General features: G+C 70.9%; 13 protein-coding genes. 8 read left to right on the forward strand and 5 right to left on the reverse strand.

What is annotated here, in order from left to right; all coding sequences use genetic code 11:
• Positions 1-77: 77 nt before the first annotated feature.
• The 4 genes from ACZ6DT_RS26115 (at position 78) to helR (ending at position 5,569) form a co-directional block, all read left to right on the forward strand.
• Positions 78-1,157 (forward strand): precorrin-3B synthase, encoded by a 1,080-nt coding sequence (locus ACZ6DT_RS26115; RefSeq protein ID WP_465599828.1) that lies wholly within the window; start codon positions 78-80, stop codon positions 1,155-1,157.
• On the forward strand, positions 1,154-1,777 hold the full coding sequence (locus tag ACZ6DT_RS26120) for a precorrin-8X methylmutase (protein ID WP_465599830.1): 624 nt from the start codon (positions 1,154-1,156) through the stop codon (positions 1,775-1,777). Before ACZ6DT_RS26115 ends, ACZ6DT_RS26120 begins: the two co-directional genes overlap by 4 nt.
• On the forward strand, positions 1,774-3,279 hold the full coding sequence (locus ACZ6DT_RS26125) for a precorrin-2 C(20)-methyltransferase (RefSeq protein WP_465599832.1): 1,506 nt from the start codon (positions 1,774-1,776) through the stop codon (positions 3,277-3,279). The genes ACZ6DT_RS26120 and ACZ6DT_RS26125 overlap by 4 nt, the downstream gene beginning before the upstream one ends.
• Positions 3,280-3,394: 115 nt before the next feature.
• On the forward strand, positions 3,395-5,569 hold the full coding sequence (helR, locus tag ACZ6DT_RS26130) for an RNA polymerase recycling motor ATPase HelR (RefSeq protein ID WP_465599834.1): 2,175 nt from the start codon (positions 3,395-3,397) through the stop codon (positions 5,567-5,569).
• A gap of 119 nt (positions 5,570-5,688) precedes the next feature.
• Here the strand turns inward: helR and ACZ6DT_RS26135 are convergent, their stop codons facing one another.
• Genes ACZ6DT_RS26135 through cbiE form a run of 5 tightly spaced genes read right to left on the reverse strand, consistent with a single transcriptional unit; the run spans position 5,689 to position 12,477 of the window.
• Positions 5,689-8,793, reverse strand: a complete 3,105-nt coding sequence (locus ACZ6DT_RS26135; RefSeq protein WP_465599836.1) for an arabinosyltransferase domain-containing protein — start codon at positions 8,791-8,793, stop codon at positions 5,689-5,691.
• A 33-nt stretch (positions 8,794-8,826) separates the two neighbouring features.
• Entirely contained in the window at positions 8,827-9,570 is a 744-nt protein-coding gene (locus ACZ6DT_RS26140; RefSeq protein ID WP_465600053.1) for a cobalt-precorrin-6A reductase, read from the reverse strand.
• An 8-nt stretch (positions 9,571-9,578) separates the two neighbouring features.
• The gene (locus ACZ6DT_RS26145; RefSeq protein WP_465599838.1) at positions 9,579-10,574 is read right to left on the reverse strand and encodes a Gfo/Idh/MocA family protein; all 996 of its coding nucleotides are present in this window, start codon (positions 10,572-10,574) and stop codon (positions 9,579-9,581) included.
• Positions 10,571-11,332, reverse strand: coding sequence for a precorrin-4 C(11)-methyltransferase (gene cobM / locus ACZ6DT_RS26150; RefSeq protein WP_465599840.1), 762 nt, complete (start codon positions 11,330-11,332; stop codon positions 10,571-10,573). Before cobM ends, ACZ6DT_RS26145 begins: the two co-directional genes overlap by 4 nt.
• The gene (gene cbiE, locus ACZ6DT_RS26155; RefSeq protein ID WP_465599842.1) at positions 11,329-12,477 is read right to left on the reverse strand and encodes a precorrin-6y C5,15-methyltransferase (decarboxylating) subunit CbiE; all 1,149 of its coding nucleotides are present in this window, start codon (positions 12,475-12,477) and stop codon (positions 11,329-11,331) included. Before cbiE ends, cobM begins: the two co-directional genes overlap by 4 nt.
• A 59-nt stretch (positions 12,478-12,536) precedes the next feature.
• On the opposite strand from cbiE, the gene ACZ6DT_RS26160 reads away from it, so the two are divergent.
• The 4 genes from ACZ6DT_RS26160 to cobC form a co-directional block, all read left to right on the forward strand.
• A complete protein-coding gene (locus tag ACZ6DT_RS26160; RefSeq protein ID WP_465599844.1) occupies positions 12,537-14,501 on the forward strand; it encodes a putative cobaltochelatase in 1,965 nt (654 codons plus the stop codon).
• Positions 14,501-15,115 carry a cob(I)yrinic acid a,c-diamide adenosyltransferase gene (gene cobO / locus ACZ6DT_RS26165; protein WP_465599846.1) on the forward strand — a complete coding sequence of 205 codons (615 nt, stop codon included), beginning with the start codon at positions 14,501-14,503 and terminating at the stop codon, positions 15,113-15,115. The genes ACZ6DT_RS26160 and cobO overlap by 1 nt, the downstream gene beginning before the upstream one ends.
• Entirely contained in the window at positions 15,109-16,443 is a 1,335-nt protein-coding gene (locus tag ACZ6DT_RS26170) for a cobyrinate a,c-diamide synthase (RefSeq protein ID WP_465599848.1), read from the forward strand. Before cobO ends, ACZ6DT_RS26170 begins: the two co-directional genes overlap by 7 nt.
• A partial coding sequence (cobC, locus tag ACZ6DT_RS26175; protein ID WP_465599850.1) for an Rv2231c family pyridoxal phosphate-dependent protein CobC occupies positions 16,436-17,521 on the forward strand: 1,086 nt, incomplete at its 3' end. The genes ACZ6DT_RS26170 and cobC, both read left to right, overlap by 8 nt.

Below are 17,521 nucleotides of genomic sequence, written 5' to 3' on the forward strand. Positions count from 1 at the left end.
ACACCTACTACATATGATCTGAGACATACTCCCGCTCGGCAGTGCTCATGCAAAAGCGGGCCATCTACAGTGAGCGCATGTCCACGAGCGCACGTGTCCGAGCCGACGCGTGCCCTGGTGTTTTCGCCACGCACGACGCCGCCGACGGTCCGCTCGCCCGGGTCCGGCTGCCCGGCGGCGCCATCACGCGGGCCCGGCTCGGGGCGCTCGCGGACGCCGCCGACGACCTCGGCGACGGCGCCCTGCATCTGACCTCGCGCGGCAACGTGCAGTTGCGCGGCGTCACTCGTCCCGGTCTCGCGGGCAGGCTTTCCGCGGCCGGACTCCTGCCCTCGCCGTCGCACGAACGTGTCCGCAACATCCTCGCCTCGCCGGTGAGCGGCGTCGCCCAGGAACTCGCCGCCGCGCTCGACAAGGCCCTGTGTGCCGTCCCCGAGCTGGCCGAACTCCCGGGGCGTTTCCTTTTCGCCCTCGACGGCGGCCAGGGTGACGTCGCTGGAGAAGGCGCCGATGTCTGCTGGCGCGACGGCGCGTTGCTGCTCGCCGGCGAAGACACCGGTCTGCGCGTCGCCGCCGAGCACGCCGTCGAGGCGCTGCTCTCGGTCGCCCGCGCGTTCCTCCGGACGCGAGGAACCGCCTGGCGGGTCAGCGAACTGTCCGACGCGGCACCGCTGCTCGAGGGCTTACCTGGCGAAACCGGGGAGCCGCGGAGGTTCGCGGTGAATCCCGGCCTCCCCATCGGACCGATCGGTGAAGCGATCGTGGTCGCCCCCGTCTTCGGCAGGCTGACCTCGGCTCAGGCTCGGGCGATCGCGAAGGCCGGGGACGCCGTGGTCACCCCGTGGCGGTCGATCCTGGTCCGCGGCCCCCTCGAAGCGGGCACAGGGCTGGTCACCGATCCGGGCGCACCGTCGCTCGGGATCAGTGCCTGCGTCGGACGACCGGGTTGCGCGAAGTCGCTCGCCGACGTCCGGGCGGACGCGGTGAGGGTCGGCAGGACGCCGAGGGTCCATTTCGCCGGCTGTGAACGGCGATGCGGAAAGCCCGCGCGCGAGCACGTCGACGTGCTCGCGACGGAGGACGGTTATCTGGTCGACGGGGAACGCGTCCCGGCTGACGAGCTGGCGACTGTGCTGGCGGAGAAGGGAACACAGTGATCGACTACATCCGGGACGGGGCCGAGATCTACCGGCATTCGTTCGCCACCATCCGTGAGGAGGCGGATCTCGCGATCCTGCCCGACGACGTCGCGGTGCTGGCCGTGCGGATGATCCACGCCTGCGGGATGGTCGACCTGGTCGACGACCTCCGCTACAGCCTGGACGTGGTGGAATCCGGTCGCGCCGCGCTCGAGGCGGGCGCGCCGATCCTGTGCGACGCGAACATGATCGCCTCCGGCGTGACGCGCAAACGTTTGCCTGCCGCCAATGAGGTCCTGTGCACGCTGTCCGACCCCAAGGTGCCGGGGCTGGCGGAGCGGATGGGCACCACCCGGTCCGCGGCCGCGCTGGAGCTGTGGCGCGACAAGCTGCCCGGTTCCGTGGTGGCGATCGGCAACGCCCCCACCGCGTTGTTCCGGCTGCTGGAACTGCTCGACGAGGGCGTCGGTGCCCCGGCGGCGATCATCGGCGTCCCGGTGGGTTTCATCGGTGCCGCCGAGTCCAAAGTGGAGCTCGTGAAGCGGGCATCCGCGCCGTATCTGGTGGTGCACGGTCGCCGCGGCGGCAGCGCGATGGCCGTGGCTGCGATCAACGCGATGGCGAGTGAGGTCGAATGAGCGGGCTCGGGAAACTGTGGGGTGTCGGGCTCGGGCCCGGTGACCCGGAACTGATGACGGTCAAGGCCGCGCGGCTGATCGGCGAGGCCGACGTCATCGCCTATCACAGCGCGCGGCACGGCCGGAGCATCGCGCGTTCGGTCGCCGAGCCGTACCTGCGGGACGGTCAGGTCGAGGAGAAGCTGGTCTACCCGGTCACCACCGAGACCACCGACCACCCCGGCGGCTACGAAGGCGCCATCGCCGACTTCTACGAGCTGAGCGCGAAACGGCTCGCCGAGCACCTCGACGCCGGACGCGACGTCGTCGTGCTCTGCGAAGGCGACCCGTTCTTCTACGGCTCCTACATGTACATGCACGAACGGCTCGCCGACCGCTACGAGGCGACGGTGGTGCCCGGCGTGACGTCGGTCAGCGCGGCGTCCTCGGTGCTCGGCCGCCCGTTGGTGCAGCGCGACGAGGTCCTCACCATCCTGCCCGGCACGCTGCCCGCGCCGGAACTCGCGCGACGACTGGCCGACACGCAGGCCGCGGCCGTGCTCAAACTCGGCCGCACGTTCGGCAACGTCCGCGAGGCGCTGGCCGAAGCCGGGAAACTGGACGACGCCTTCTACATCGAACGAGCGACCTGGCAGGCGCAGCGGGTCGAGCCGTTCGCCGACGTCGACCCGGAGTCGGTGCCGTACTTCTCGCTGGCGTTGCTGCCCAGCCCCGCCTACGCCTCCCGGCTCGCCGACGAACCCGAAGTCCCCAGGGAGCGGGAAACGCATAAGGGCGGTGAAGTCGTGGTCGTCGGCCTCGGCCCGGCGGGTCCCGGCTGGCTGACCCCCGAAGCGACCGAGGAACTGGCCGCGGCGGAGCACATCGTCGGCTATGGCCCGTACGTCGCGCGGGTGCCGCAGCGCGCGGGCCAGCAGCGGCACGCGTCGGGTAACCGCGTCGAGGCCGAACGCGCCGTCGAAGCGCTGGAGCTGGCCGCGGACGGCGCCAAGGTCGCCGTCGTCTCGTCAGGTGATCCCGGCGTGTTCGCGATGGCGTCGGCGGTGCTGGAGCAGGTCGCCGCCGGGCACGGCAAGGGTTCGCGGGTGCGGATCGTGCCGGGGGTGACCGCCGCGCAGGCGGCCGCGTCCCGGGTCGGCGCACCGCTGGGCCACGACTACTGTGTGCTTTCGCTGTCCGACCGGCTCAAACCGTGGGAGATCATCGAACGACGGCTCGACGCGGCGGGCGCGGCGGATCTGGTACTCGCGCTCTACAACCCGGCGTCGCGCACGCGGACCACGCAACTCGCGCAGGCCCGCGAAGTCCTGCTCCGGCACCGCGCGCCGGAGACACCGGTGGTCGTCGCCCGTGACGTCGGCGGGCCCGAGGAGGACATCCGCGTGGTCACCCTCGGCACCCTGGAGCCGTCGGAAGTGGACATGCGCTGCCTGCTGATCGTGGGTTCGTCGAAGACCCGCGCCGAGAACGGGATCGTCTGGACGCCGCGTAGCTACGCGTGAAAGGGAGATTCTTTCCTCCGTAATAAACATATAGCGCATAGGGGGACTTGCCACAAGACCCCGGTCATGCCTCAGACTCACTCGCCGTAGCCGAAACCTGGCGAAATGGGAGTCTGTGTCAACTCAGGGTCATGAAGAAGAGCTGCGGTCCGAACGCGAATACGTCGCCGGGCTCTACGCGCGCCTGGACGCCGAACGCGCGCGCGTGAAGGGGGAGTACCGGGCGGCGCTCGGGGGAACCGGCGGGACGGCCATGGAACGCGACGTCGAGGTCCGCGCGCTGGCCAGGGAGTCGCGCCGGTTGGAGGTCGTCGACAACGGTCTGTGCTTCGGCAGGCTGGACAGCGTCGCGGGGGAGACCTCCCACATCGGCCGCATCGGTCTCTTCGACGAGGAGAACGACTACGAACCGGTGCTGCTCGACTGGCGGGCACCGGCGTCGCGGCCGTTCTACACCGCGACCGCCGCGACGCCGGAAAAGATGCGCCGTCGCCGTCAGTTCCACACAAACGGGCGTGAGGTGCTCGGCTTCACCGACGAGGTGTTCGGCCGTCCCGGCGGCGACGCGGAAGGGGACGCGGCGCTGCTCGCGGCGGTCAACGCGCCGCGGGGTGAGGGGATGCGCGACATCGTCGCGACGATCCAGGCCGAACAGGACGAGATCATCCGGCACGAGCACCCCGGGGTGCTGGTGATCGAGGGCGGGCCGGGTACCGGGAAGACCGTGGTGGCGCTGCACCGCGTCGCCTATCTGCTCTACACCCAGCGCGAGCGGATGGAACGCCACGGCGTGCTCGTGGTCGGCCCCAATCCGGCGTTCCTGCACCACATCGGCCGGGTGCTGCCGTCGCTGGGCGAGACCGACGTGGTGTTCATGACCACCGGCGATTTCGTGCCGGGCAAGCATGTCACCGCCGAGGACGGCCCGGAGGCGACGCGGCTCAAGGGCTCGCTGAAGATGCTGGACGTCCTCAAGGCCGCGGTCGCCGACCGGCAGCGGCTGCCGGAGGAGCCGGTGCTGATCGACCTGGCCGACGTGACCGTCCGGGTCGACGCCGCGACCGCGGAATGGGCCAGGGACGAGGCACGCAAGAGCGGCCTGCCGCACAACGAGGCGCGCGGGACGTTCACCGACATCGTCACCTACGTCCTGACCGAGCGGGCGATCGCGCGGATCGGCCGCGGCTGGCTCAGCCGGGACGACCGCGACGAATGGGAGCGGCTGCGGAAGGACCTGCTCAAGGAACTGGCGGAGAGCGAGACGTTCACCACCACACTCGACGAACTCTGGCCCATCCTGACCCCCGAAAGCCTGCTGGGATCGCTTCTCTCGTCGTCGGAACGGCTTCGCGCGGCCGGTGGCGACCAGGCGCTGCTTCGTGCCGACGGGGAAGCCTGGACGGTGTCGGACATGCCTCTGCTCGACGAACTCGTCGACCTGCTCGGCCGCGACAAGCGGGCGGAGCAGGCGGCCGAAAAGGCGCTCGCGCGGGAAAAGAAGGCGGAGGCCGAGTACGCCGAAGGGGTGCTCGACACGATGAAGCTGGACCGCGAGGAGATGGACGAGGACGTCATGCTGTCCGCGGAGAACCTCCTGTTCGCCGACGAACTCGCCGATCGGTTCGTCGAGCACGACACGCGCGGCCTCGTCGAACGCGCCTCCGCGGACCGGGACTGGACGTACCGGCACGTCGTCGTCGACGAGGCGCAGGAACTGTCCGAAATGGACTGGCGGGTGCTGATGCGGCGCTGCCCCAACCGGTCGTTCACCGTCGTCGGCGATCTGGCGCAGCGCCGGTCCGAGGCCGGGGCGCGGTCGTGGGGCGCGATGCTGGAGCCGTACGTGCCGGGCCGCTGGGTCTACCGGTCGCTGACGGTGAACTACCGCACCCCGGCGGAGATCATGGCCGTCGCCGCCTCGGTGCTCGCCGAGTTCGCGCCCGACGTCCGGGCGCCGGAGTCGGTCCGGTCCAACGGTGTCCGGCCGTGGGCGCGGCAGGTCACCGAGGACTCGCTGGCGGGCGCCATCGAGGAGTTCGTCGAGGACGAAGCTCGTCGTGACGGCACCAGCGTCGTGATCGGCCCGCCGGGCGTGCCGGGCACCGTGCCGGCCTCGGAGACGAAAGGGCTCGAGTTCGACGCCGTCCTCGTCGTGGACCCGGCGCGGATCCTCGCCGACGGCCCGCGCGGCGCGGCCGAGCTCTACGTCGCGCTCACGCGCGCTACGCAGCGGCTCGCTGTGCTGCACGAAGGCTCATTGCCGCCCGCATTGGCAGCCCTGAACCCGTAACTCGCGTGATCAGACACCGCACTCGCGTGATTGGAGGCGTAACTCACGAGTTCCGTCTCCAATCACGCGAGTTACGGGTTCAATCACGTGAGTTACGGGTTCGGTCACGTGAGTGACGCCTAGCGCGTCGGGTCCTTGCCGTTCGGCTGCCGCGGCCCGGGACCCGGCGACCACCAGCCGGGGACGACCTTCTCGCCGTGGACGATCGTCGGCGCGATCCCCTCGGTGAACGGTTCGACCTGCAGCAGCTGGCCCCACGACTGGCTCGGCTGCCCGATCAGGTAGCTGGGCACCTCGGGTTCGGCCGCGACCTCTTCGAGCCAGCCGATCGGGCCGCCGTTGGTGCTGGACGCCCAGTTCGCCTCGTCGGCGACGGCGCCGGCGGTGATCCGGTATTCGGGCAGGTTCGAGATGCCGTCGTGCGAGGTCACCGGCTGCACGCACGGGTAGACGAACGACGCGGGCCAGTCGACGTACACCGGCTTGCCCGCGATCTTCTCGGTCAGCGTGGTGAACGTCGGCACGCGGGGTGCCGACGCGGCGATCCAGCCGTCCTCGGTGAGGTCGTTGTCGACGATGTTGATCCGCACCGAAGTCGTCTCGGCGGGGAGGTCGCGCAGGTTGATCCGGGTGTCGTTCCAGCCGTTGGTCCCCGCGCCCGGCGGAAGCACGAATTGGCTGCGGACGACCTTCACGCCTTCACTGGTGTTCATGCCGTAGTCGAGGCTGACCGACGTCGGCCGTCGTGACGCCCCGGCGGTGGCCACCACGATCTGGCCGTCCGCGGGCTTTTCGGTGAGGGCGTACCAGTCACTGCGCAGCCGCCCGGCCCGCGTCTCGGGGTCGAGGAAGCTGCTCCACATCGGCACTTCGTCGGGTTTGAAGCCGTGCGGCGGTTCCGCGAGCGGGTCCTTGTCGTCGATCGCGCGGGTGTGGAACCCGGTCTGCACGCGCCCGTTGTCCTGTTCCGGATCGGGCAGCGGCGGCGGAGTCTGCCCGGCGGGCGGCTCCTCCTTCTTCACCGGCACCGTCCGCTGTTCGGGCTGGGCCCGCAGGATGCTGGTGGCGGCGTCCCGTTCCACCATCACGTGGTCGGAGAGGTTGCAGCTCTTGCCGGACAGATGCCCGAAGTTCGCGGCGCCGAGGCTGTAGGAACCCGCCTGGTTGTGGATCGCCCACGCCATGCTGACGAATTCGCCCGTGGCCATCAGACCGCAGACGACCACCAGCGAAAGCGACCCGAGCCGCAATGACCGGCCCCGCCCTTCCTGCGGCCCGGCCGGTAACCCGGGCCGATGCGCGCGGACGTTCTCCACGAACGCGTACACGCCGGAGATCGCGGCCGCGACGAGCAGGATCGTCGACAGCGGGATCCCGCCGATCGACGGCGCCACCGCGGTCCACTGCACGCCGAGTTTCGAGACGAACCAGAAAGAGTTCGGTCCGGTCGCGGCCAGCGCGCCGACCACGAGCAGCCCGGCGAGGAACGCCGCCCGGTTGCGCCTGGACCGCAGCACCGTCGAGCTGGTCGCCAGCGCGGTGAGCGCCGCCATGGCCGCGCCGACGGCGGCGAACGCGCCGAAGTGGTGTGTCCACTTGGTCGGGGTCAGCGCCAGCAGCAGGAAGAACAGCGCGACCGTGCCGATCAGGCGGCGGCTGGGGCCGAGCGCGGCGCCGGGGATCCGGCCGCGGCGCAGCAGCACCACCAGGCAGGCCCCGACGCACAGCAGCACCAGCAGTACGGGGAACCGGCGCGGCAAGGAACCGTCCGGCAGGCTCTCGAAGAGCAACTGGTAGCGCGCGAGTTCCTGGAACCAGGACAGGTTCGGGCCGACCTGGGTGCGGATCCGGGTCGCCTCCTGCACGGTGGCGAAGGTCTGGTCGGCGAACACCACGATCAGCACCAGCAGCCCCGCGGCCAGCACCGGCGCGAGGACCGGCAGCCAGCCGTTCTCGGCGCGCTGGCGGACCAGTTTGAACAACGGGCGGGCGGCGACGAGGAACGGCGCGACCGCGATCAGCCCGGTCGGGGTCGCGGCCAGGGTGAACCCGGCCGCGGTGAGCCCGAGGGCGAGCGGCAGCAGGCGGCGCGTCACCAGCGCGCGCTCCACCGCGCAGATCGCCAGCAGCGAGCCGAGCGCGGCGACCGGTTCCGGCCGGACGCCGTTGTTGTACGGCATCCACCAGACCAGGAAGACCGCGGCGGCGGCCCAGCCCGCCGCGCGGCTCGTCCGGACCTGGGTGCCCAGACGCGGCATGACCTCGCGGCTGATCAGCAGCCAGCTCAGCACGCCCAGCAGGAACGAGGGGAGCCGGATCCACGGCGGCACCGTGCTGACGTGCGCCATCAGCTGATACACGTGGTAGAACCAGCCGAACGGCGCCTCGGCGACGCCGAACCAGCGGTGGTAATTGGTGAGGTAGCCGGTCTCTTCGGCCACTCTCGACATCGTGAGGATGTAGCCGTCGTCCGAGGTGACCGGGCCGATGAACACCCACGCGCCGAGCGCGACGATCACCGTCGCGTCGCGGGCGGTCAGCCGCCACCAGCCGACCGGCGCCCAGCGCGGCGCACGGCGGGCGAAACCGGAGTCCATCCGCCACACCGCGATCAGGCAGCCGATGAACGACAGCGCCGCCAGCACCCCGATGATCCACTTCAACAGCGTCGGCGAGGTCTGGTAGCGGGTGTCGGGGACCACCGAGACGTGCAGGCCGGCGATCGGGTCCTTGCCCGCGTTGATCGACGAGTAGATTCCGACCAGCCGCGGCCGGACGTCACCCTCGGCGTGGAACACCACGGTCTTGGCGACGCTCAGCGTCATCTTGTTCGCGTCCGCCGACAGCTTGACGTCGCAGTTGTCCGCCGGCAGCGGCTGCTGCACGATCTGCTGGCCCTGGCTGACGGCGAGCAGCACGCCGTTGTCGATGCGCAGCTGGAGGCCGACGCCCTTGCCCGCGCGCGGGTCGGTGCGGCCGTCGGGCACGGTGGAGAACAGCAGGGCCTGGCCCTGCGAACGCGCGTCCAGCGAGCGGACGCTCGTGCACGGCAGATCGACGCGCAGATCCTGCGCCCAGTACCCGGTCAAGGGCGCGTTGACGGAGCGGGTGTCGCCGCCCGTTGGCCAGACGACCTCCGCTGTGTCCTGCACCACCGGCAGGAAGGGGAAAGCCAACGCGCACAAGGCGGAGAGCAACCCCAGCGTGACAGCGATCGAACGCATCGGCGCAACGCTAACGGGTCTGGTCCGAACGGCTCACGCAGGGCTGCCCTTCTCCTGGTCACCGATCCAGGTAACAGCGTCCTGAACTGTCGTCACGCCGGCCGTTCCGGGTCGCGGCGGCCGACGGACGACGACCACCGGGAGGCCGAGCCCGCGGGCCGCGGTGAGTTTCGCGGCGGTCATCGCGCCGCCGCTGTCCTTGGTGACGAGGACTTCGATGCCGTGCCGTTCCATGAGCGCGCGTTCCCCGTCCACCGTGTACGGCCCTCGGTCCAGCAGGACTTCGTGCCGACGGGGGAGCGGCGCCTCGGGCGGGTCGACGCAGCGGATCAGGAACCGGAGATCGAGTCCGGCGAAGGCGGCGAGCCCTTGACGTCCGCTGGTGAGGAACACGTGTTCGCCGAGAGCCGGGAGCAGCCGCGCGGCGTGGCCGAGGTCGTCGGCCCAGTGCCACGTGTCGCCGGGCTGTTCGGTCCAGCCGGGCCTGGCGAGCCGGAGCAGCGGCGTGCCCGTCGCGCGGACGGCTTCCGCCGCGTTGGCGCCGATACGCTGGGCGAAGGGATGAGTGGCATCGATCACCGCGTCGACGTCGTTCTCGGTCAGCCAGCGCGCGAGACCTTCCGGGCCGCCGAAGCCGCCGACACGGACTTCACCGTCGGGCAGTTTCGGTCGCGCGACTCGGCCCGCGAGCGACGACACGACATGCGCGCCGCGCGCCACCAGTTCCTTCGCGAGTTCGCGTGCTTCGCCGGTGCCGCCCAGGATCAGCAGCTTCATCGCGCCGGTCATCGCATCACGGCCGCGCGCCACCGTTCGAGCGTGCGCAGATTGGCGAGCGTTTCCGCCCAGGTGAGTTCGGGCGCCTGCCGGTCTTCGAGATGCGCGGCGACGTGGTCGGCTTCGCGAGCAAAGAGGCCTTGAGTCGCTTCGACCTCGATCACCTCGGGCTCGCCGCCTTCCGGCGTGAGGACGATCTGCGAGGTCTTCGGCTCGCGCATTTCGTGGATCCATGCCGGTTTCGGCACGTACAGCTGTCCTTGCGAGCCGTAGACACGGATGTGGTCGTCCTGTGTCAGCTGGAAGCCGCACGCCAACTGGGCGAGGATTCCGCCGGGCAGCCGCAGCAAGCCGAACGCGACCTCGTCGACGCCGTTCTCGTCGAGCCTGGCCATCCCGAGCACCTCTTCGGGCTCGACGACGTCCTGCCCGGTCGCCGCCTGTGAGACCAGCCGCGCGAGCGACGTGCAGTAACAGCCGACGTCGAAGATCCCGCCGCCGCCCAGCGCGGGGTCGGTGAGCCGGGGAACCGCGAAGTTGTAGCTGAAGGCGACGTCCACGGCACGGACCTCGCCGATGGCGCCGCAGGAGATCAGCTCGGCCAGCCGCCGGATCTGCGGATGCAGCCGGTACATGAACGCCTCCATGAGGAAGACGTCGTTGACGCGGGCCGCCTCGATGACCTTCTCGGCTTCGGCGACGGACACGGTCAGCGGCTTCTCGCACAGGATGTGCTTGCCGGCCTCGGCCGCGCGGATCGCCCATTCGCCGTGCAGGGGATGCGGCGTCGAGATGTAGATCGCGTCGACGTCGGGATCGGCGAGCAGGTCTTCGTAGGAGCTGTAGCATTTCGGGATCTCGAAGCGGCCCGCGAACTCGGCCGCCCGGTCCCCGGACCGCGCGGCGACGGCCTCCAGCCCGCCGTGCTTGCTCTCGTCGACGCCCGCCGCGAACTCGGCGGCGATGGTCCCGGCGGCCAGCAGGCCCCAGCGCACGTTCTTCACAGCGACTCCGGTTGGTTGGCGCGATCACGGGTGGCCGAATACAGGAAGCTGTCGGGAAACCCTTCGGCGGCAAGGACTTCCCCGACGAAGATCATCGCCGCGCGGCTGATCCCGGCCTCACGGGACCGCGCGGCGATGGTGCCGAGCGTGCCACGCAGCACCTGTTCACCGGGCTGACTCGCCAGCGCGACCACCGCCGCTGGGCAGTTCTCTTGATAGAAGGGCCGCAATTCGTCGACTACTTGCTCGATGCGGTTGACGGCCAGATGCAGCGCCAGGGTGGTGCCGGTGCGCGCGAAATTCTCCAGCGTTTCACCCGGTGGCATGGCGGTGGACCGGGCTTGGGCCCGCGTGATGACCAGGCTCTGGCCGACCTCGGGCACGGTCAGTTCGCGCTTGAGCAGCGCGGCCGCGGCGGCGAACGCGGGAACACCCGGCGTGACGTCGTACGGAACGCCGGCGACGTCGAGACGGCGCATCTGCTCGGCGACGGCGCTGTAGATCGACGGATCGCCGGAACAGAGCCGCGCGATCTCATGGCCGTTCTCGTGGGCCTCCACCATGCGCTCGACGATCGCGGGCAGGTCGAGATTCGCGGTGTCGATGAGCGCTGCCTCCGGAGGGCAGTACGCCAAGAGCGCTGTCGGCGTCATGCTGCCGGGGTACAGGCAGGTGTCGCAGCGGCCGAGCAGGTCACGGCCCCGGACGGTGATGAGGTCCGCCGCGCCGGGTCCGGCTCCGATGAAGTGCACGCTCAAGGTTTGCTCCGATAGTTCCACTGTGTGACGACCCGCCCCGGGGTCCAGCCGGTGAATCCGCCCAGCGGCGTGGCCTGGTCGACGGCGACACGGATCAGCTCACCACCGTGTTCGCCGTACGCGCGGGCCAGTGCCTGTTCGGATTCGAGGGTCACGCCGTGCGCGACGATCCGTGCGCCGGTCGCCAGGCAGGCGTCCAGGACACCGGGCACGGTCAGCCCGCCGCCGACGAAGATCGCGTGTGGCCTGGCCAGTCCTTCGAGTGCTTCCGGCGCGGGGCCGAGCACCACGTCGAGTTCCGGGACCCCGAGCGCGTCCGCGTTCCGGGTGATCCGGGCGGCCCGCTCCGGGAGGCGCTCGATCGCGATCGCCCGGTTCAGCGGATGCACCCGGGACCACTCGATCCCGACGCTGCCCGCGCCCGCGCCGACGTCCCACAGCAGTTCGCCGGGTGACGGCGCGAGCCTGGCCAGCGCGGAAGCGCGAAGGTCGCGTTTGGTGAGCTGCCCGTCGTGCTCGAAGGCGTCGTCCGGGAGGCCGGTCAGTGGCAGGGCGGGCCCGTCGGCCTCGATGGCGAACACCGTCAGCGAGCCGGGGCCGATCCGCTCGCCGGGGCCGCCGAGGTCGGACAGCGCGGTGACGCGGCTCTTGCCGTAATCGCGGGCTTTGAGCAGGTCGAGCAGGTCTTCGGCGTTCGCGCCGAGAACGAGGATCTTCCGGCCGGGCGCCAAGGCCCGGCTCACCCGGCCGATCGCGCGGCCGACGACGGTGACCACCTCGGTCTCCTCCGCCGGCCAGCCGAGCCTCGCGCGGGCGAGCGTCACCGAGGACAGCGCGGGCAGGATCTCGACGTCGTAACCGCGCTGGACCAGCGTCGTGCCGATGCCGGACAGCAGGGGATCGCCGCTGGCCAGCACGCAGACGCGGCCTTCTCTTCCGGCGAGGAACTCGTCCAGTCCGGGCAGGAGCGGGCTCGGCCAGGGTTCGCTTTTCATCCCGGCGGGCAAGTACGCGAGCTGACGCGGAGCGCCGACGACCACGTCCGCGTCCAGCACCGCTTCCCTGGCCTGCGAGGACAGCCCGGGCCAGCCGTCGGCTCCGATCCCGACGACCGTCAGGGGTGATTTTTCGCGCACCTCGGTCACGTTAGATGACCGAATTCCTATGCGATGATCGCACCGGATCATCGACGACGAGGAGTGCTGTGAAGCCGTACCCGTTCACCGCCGTTGTGGGGATGCCGGATCTGCGCCTGGCGCTGGTGCTTTCCTCCATCTCGCCCGCCGTCGGCGGGGTGCTGGTGCGCGGGGAGAAAGGCACGGCGAAGTCGACGATGGTGCGCGCGCTGGCCGGTCTGCTGCCCGGCGTCGACGTCGTGGACGCGTGCCGGTTCTCCTGCGATCCCGTCGAGCCCGATCCCGCCTGCCCCGACGGTCCGCACGCCGAAGGTTCGCCCGGGCACCGCCGTCCCGCACGGCTGGTGGAACTGCCGGTCGGCGCGGCCGAAGACCGCGTGATCGGCTCGCTGAACCTGGAACGCGCGCTGGCCGACGGCGTCACCGATTTCCAGCCCGGTCTGCTCGCGGCCGCGCATCGCGGGCTGCTGTACGTGGACGAGGTCAACCTCCTGCACGACCACCTGGTCGACACGCTGCTCGACGCCGCCGCCATGGGCCGCGCGACCGTCGAGCGCGAGGGCGTCTCGGTCTCGCACGCCGCCCGGTTCGTCCTCATCGGCACGATGAACCCCGAGGAGGGCGAACTGCGGCCTCAGTTGCTGGACCGTTTCGGCCTCACCGTCGAGGTCGCGTCCAGCCGGGATCCCGAACTGCGGGTCGAGGTCGTCCGGCGGCGGCTCGCCTACGAGGCGGATCCCGACGGTTTCGCCGGCCAGTACGCCGCGGCCGACGCCGAGCTCGCCGCGGACATCGAGGCGGCGCAACGACTTCTGCCGTCGGTCAAGCTTCCGGACGACGCGCTGCGGCAGATCGCCGAGATCTGCGCCTCGTTCGAGGTCGACGGGATGCGCGCGGACATCGTGACCGCGCGGACGGCCGTCGCGCACGCCGCCTGGGCCGGACGCACCGAGGTGACCACCGAGGACGTCCGGGTCGCGGCCCGGCTCGCGCTGCCGCACCGCCGTCGCCGGAATCCCTTCGACGCGCCCGGGATCTCCGAGGAACAGCTGGAGCAGGCGTTGCAAGACGCCGAGCCGGAAGGGCCGGGCCCTGACGATGACGGCCCCGGTTCGGGGGCCCCGCCGGAGGGCGGCGAAACTCCGGGTCCGCCGCCGTCGGAGGGCGGTCAGGAGCCCTCGGGCGGCGGCCGGAGCGCTGGCGAGCAGAAGCCGGTCGGCGCCGGGGAAGCCTTTCGTGCCAGGCGTTTCGAGGTAAAGGGCACCGGCGAGGGCGCCGCCGGACGGCGGTCCCGCGCGATCACCACCAACGGCCGGACCATCGGCGTCCAGCCCGCCGGGACCAAGGACGGGCATCCGCATCTGCTCGCGACCGTACGCGCGGCCGCCCCGCACCAGCGGTCTCGCGGACGCAGCGGCGCCGGACTCGTGGTGCGGCCCCGGGATCTGCGGTTCTCCCGGCGGGAAGGGCGCGAGGGCAACTTGGTGCTGTTCTGCGTCGACGCCTCCGGCTCGATGGGCGCGCGGCAGCGGATGCGCGAGGTCAAGACCGCCGTGCTGTCCCTGTTGCTCGACGCCTACCAGCGACGCGACAAGGTGGGCCTGGTGACTTTCCGTGCCTCCGGTGCCGAACTCGCGCTCCCGCCGACGATCAGTGTCGACGCCGCGGCGTCCCGTTTGGCCGGTCTCGCGACCGGCGGCCGGACGCCGCTGGCCGAGGGACTCCTCGAGGCGGCCCGGGTCCTGCGGATCGAAGCGGTCCGTGATCCACTGCGCCGTCCACTGCTCGTCGTCGTCACCGACGGCCGCGCGACCAGTGGCCCCGACGCCGTCCAGCGCGCGAAGCAGGCGGCCGGGCTGCTGGCCGGGAACGTGACCTCGGTCGTGATGGACTGCGAGAGCGGCAAAATGCGCCTCGGGCTCGCCGCGGAACTGGCGGAACACCTTGGCGCGGAACATGTCCCGATCGCCGAGGTCGCCGCGGACACCCTCGCGGGCGCCGTCCGCACCCGCATTTCCGGAAGGGCCGCGTAATGCCACAAGGCAAGCCGGAAACCGTACCCGCCGACGGTCTTACCACCCGTCAGCGCCGTAACCGCCCGCTGCTCGCCGTGCACACCGGCGAGATGAAGGGTAAGTCCACGGCCGCTTTCGGGATGGCATTGCGCGCGTGGAACCAGGGCTGGTCGATCGGCGTGTTCCAGTTCGTCAAGTCGGCGAAATGGCGTGTCGGCGAGGAAGCCGCGTTCCGCGCGCTCGGCAAATTGCACGAGGACACCGGACAGGGCGGCCCGGTCGAGTGGCACAAGATGGGCGAAGGCTGGAGCTGGGCCCGCAAATCCGGCTCCGAAGAGGACCACGCCGCCAACGCCCGTGAGGGCTGGGCCGAGATCAAACGCCGTCTCGCCGCCGAAACCCACGACTTCTACGTGCTCGACGAATTCAGCTACCTGCTCAAATGGGGCTGGCTCGAAGTGGACGACGTCGTCTCGGCGCTGACCTCGCGCCCCGGTCACCAGCACGTGGTGATCACCGGCCGGTACGCGCTGCCGGAGCTGATCGAGGCGGCGGACCTGGTCACCGAGATGACGAAGGTGAAGCATCCGATGGACGCCGGGCAAAAAGGCCAGCGAGGCATCGAATGGTGAATCGCGTGGTCATCGCCGCACCCGGTTCCGGGCACGGCAAGACCACGATCGCCGCGGGGCTGATGGCGGCGTTGCGGGCGCGGGGGCTGAACGTGTCCGGGCACAAGGTCGGCCCCGACTTCATCGACCCGGGCTACCACGCCCTCGCCACCGGACGGCCGCCGCGCAACCTCGACCCGTTCCTCCAGGGCGAGGACCGGCTGATTCCCTTGTTGCGGCATGGTTCCGCCGGTGCCGACATCGCGATCATCGAAGGCGTGATGGGCCTGTTCGACGGGGCGCTCGGCACCGAGGGGTACGCGTCGACGGCGCATGTCGCACGGCTGCTGGACGCTCCGGTGGTGCTCGTCGTCGACGCCTCGGCCGCGTCGCGCAGTGTCGCCGCGACCGTGCTCGGGTTCGCGCAGTACGACACGCGCGTCCGGCTCGCCGGTGTCATCCTCAACAAGCTGGGCTCGCGGCGGCACGCGGACGAGATCGTCACCGCGCTGGAGGCGACCGGCGTCCCGCTGCTGGGAAAGTTGTACCGCAACGAAGAGATCCACGCGCCCAGCCGTCACCTCGGCCTGGTCCCGGCGGCGGAACGGGCGAGCGAGTCGGCGCGGCTGCTGCCGGAACTGGCCGGATGGATCAGCGAGGGAGTGGATCTCGGCGCTGTCGTGCGGGTCGCGCGATCGGCTTCCCGCCTTTCCGGGGAGCCCTGGCGCCCGCCGCTTTCCCACGACGGACGGCGTTCGGTCGTCGCCGCCGCGGCCGGTCCCGCGTTCACCTTCCGCTACACCGAGGCCGTCGAACTGCTGGCCGCGGCAGGCGTCGACGTCGTCGAGATGGATCCGTTGCAGGACAAGGAGCTTCCCGAAGGCTGCGCCGGGCTGTACTTCGGCGGCGGTTTTCCCGAGGTGCACGCCGAAGAGCTGTCGGCGAACGTCCCGTTGCGGACGGCGGTGGCCAGGGCCGTCGGCGACGGCATGCCCGTCGTGGCGGAATGCGCGGGACTGTTGTATCTGTGCCAGGACATCGACGGTCTGCCGATGACCGGTGTCCTCGACGCATCGGCCACCATGACCAAACGCGGGAAACTCGGCTACCGCAAGGCTTTCTCGCCCGCGGACAGTGTGCTGGCCGTCGCGGGACAACGCGTCACCGGCCACGAATTCCACCGCACGATCGTCGAACCCGGCAGCGGTCCGGCCCCGGCCTGGGGCTGGGACCGCACGCCCGACGGCTTCGCGTCCGCGTCGCTGCACGCGTCCTACCTGCACGTTCACTGGGCGGGCTACCCCGAACTCGCCGAACGGTTCGCCGCAGCGGTGCACGACCATGGCTGACTACGACCTCTGGCACCACGGCGATCGCGAGGTCGGCGAGGGGCTCGTCGACCTGGCGGTCAACGTCCGGCTCCCGGCGCCGCCCGCCTGGCTGCGCGGCGAACTCGCCGCGGCTCTCGACGACTTGGCCGCCTACCCGGACGTCACCGCCGCGACCGCCGCGGTGGCCGCCCGGCACTCGCTGCCGGAGTCGCGAGTGCTGGTGACCTCCGGCGCGGCCGAGGCCTTCACGTTGCTCGCCACGGCGTTGCGGCCCGCTCACGCCGTGGTCGTGCACCCGCAGTTCACCGAACCGGAAGTCGCTTTGCGCGCGGCCGGACACCGAGTGCGCCGGGTCCTGTTGTCGCCCGACGACGGTTTCCGGTTGGGTGGCGTCCCGGACGAAGCGGACCTGGTCTTCGTCGGAAACCCCACGAATCCGACTTCGGTTCTGCACCCGGCGGCGGACCTGCTCGCCCTCGGCCGCCCGGGCAGACTGGTCGTCGTCGACGAGGCGTTCCTCGACGCCGTCCCCGGCGAAACCGAAAGCGTTGCGGGGCAACCGGGTTTCGCCGTCCTCCGCAGCCTGACGAAGACCTGGGGGATCGCCGGGCTGCGCGCCGGATACGTACTGGCGGACGAGTCCGTTGTGGACAGACTGCGCGCGGTCCAGCCACCGTGGTCGGTATCGTCGCTCGCCGCCGTCGCCGTGGTCGCGTGCTGCCGTCCAGCGGCGCTGGAGGAAGCCGAGAAGCTGGCGGCGGCGGCGGAATCGGACCGGGAGTACCTGGTTTCAGGCTTGACCGCGCTGGGCGTCGAGGTGCTGGGTGAGCCGCGAGGACCGTTCGTCCTCGTCCGGCTTCCCGCTGACGGCGTCCGGGAAAGGTTGCGGGAGAAGGGTTTCGCCGTCCGGCGGGGGGACACCTTCCCCGGGCTGGACTCGCGGTACCTGCGGATCGCGGTGCGGGACCGGGAGACGGTGGATCGCTTCCTGGCCGCGCTGGCCGCGGTGGGGGGGGGGGGGGGGGGGGGGGGGGGGGGGGGGGGGGAGGAGAACAACCCAGCAGCCAACCCACACCAACAAGACCCTCCCGCGTCG

This window comes from Amycolatopsis sp. NPDC041971 (genome assembly GCF_055588925.1).

Bases quoted from the DNA above. Each gene is read 5' to 3' on its own strand.
- ACZ6DT_RS26170 (WP_465599848.1), top strand. From the start codon at position 15,109: ATGGTGAATCGCGTGGTCATCGCCGCACCCGGTTCCGGGCACGGCAAG.
- ACZ6DT_RS26140 (WP_465600053.1), bottom strand. From the start codon at position 9,570: ATGAAGCTGCTGATCCTGGGCGGCACCGGCGAAGCACGCGAACTCGCG.
- ACZ6DT_RS26115 (WP_465599828.1), top strand. From the start codon at position 78: ATGTCCACGAGCGCACGTGTCCGAGCCGACGCGTGCCCTGGTGTTTTC.
- ACZ6DT_RS26135 (WP_465599836.1), bottom strand. From the start codon at position 8,793: ATGCGTTCGATCGCTGTCACGCTGGGGTTGCTCTCCGCCTTGTGCGCG.
- ACZ6DT_RS26125 (WP_465599832.1), top strand. From the start codon at position 1,774: ATGAGCGGGCTCGGGAAACTGTGGGGTGTCGGGCTCGGGCCCGGTGAC.
- cobO (WP_465599846.1), top strand. From the start codon at position 14,501: ATGCCACAAGGCAAGCCGGAAACCGTACCCGCCGACGGTCTTACCACC.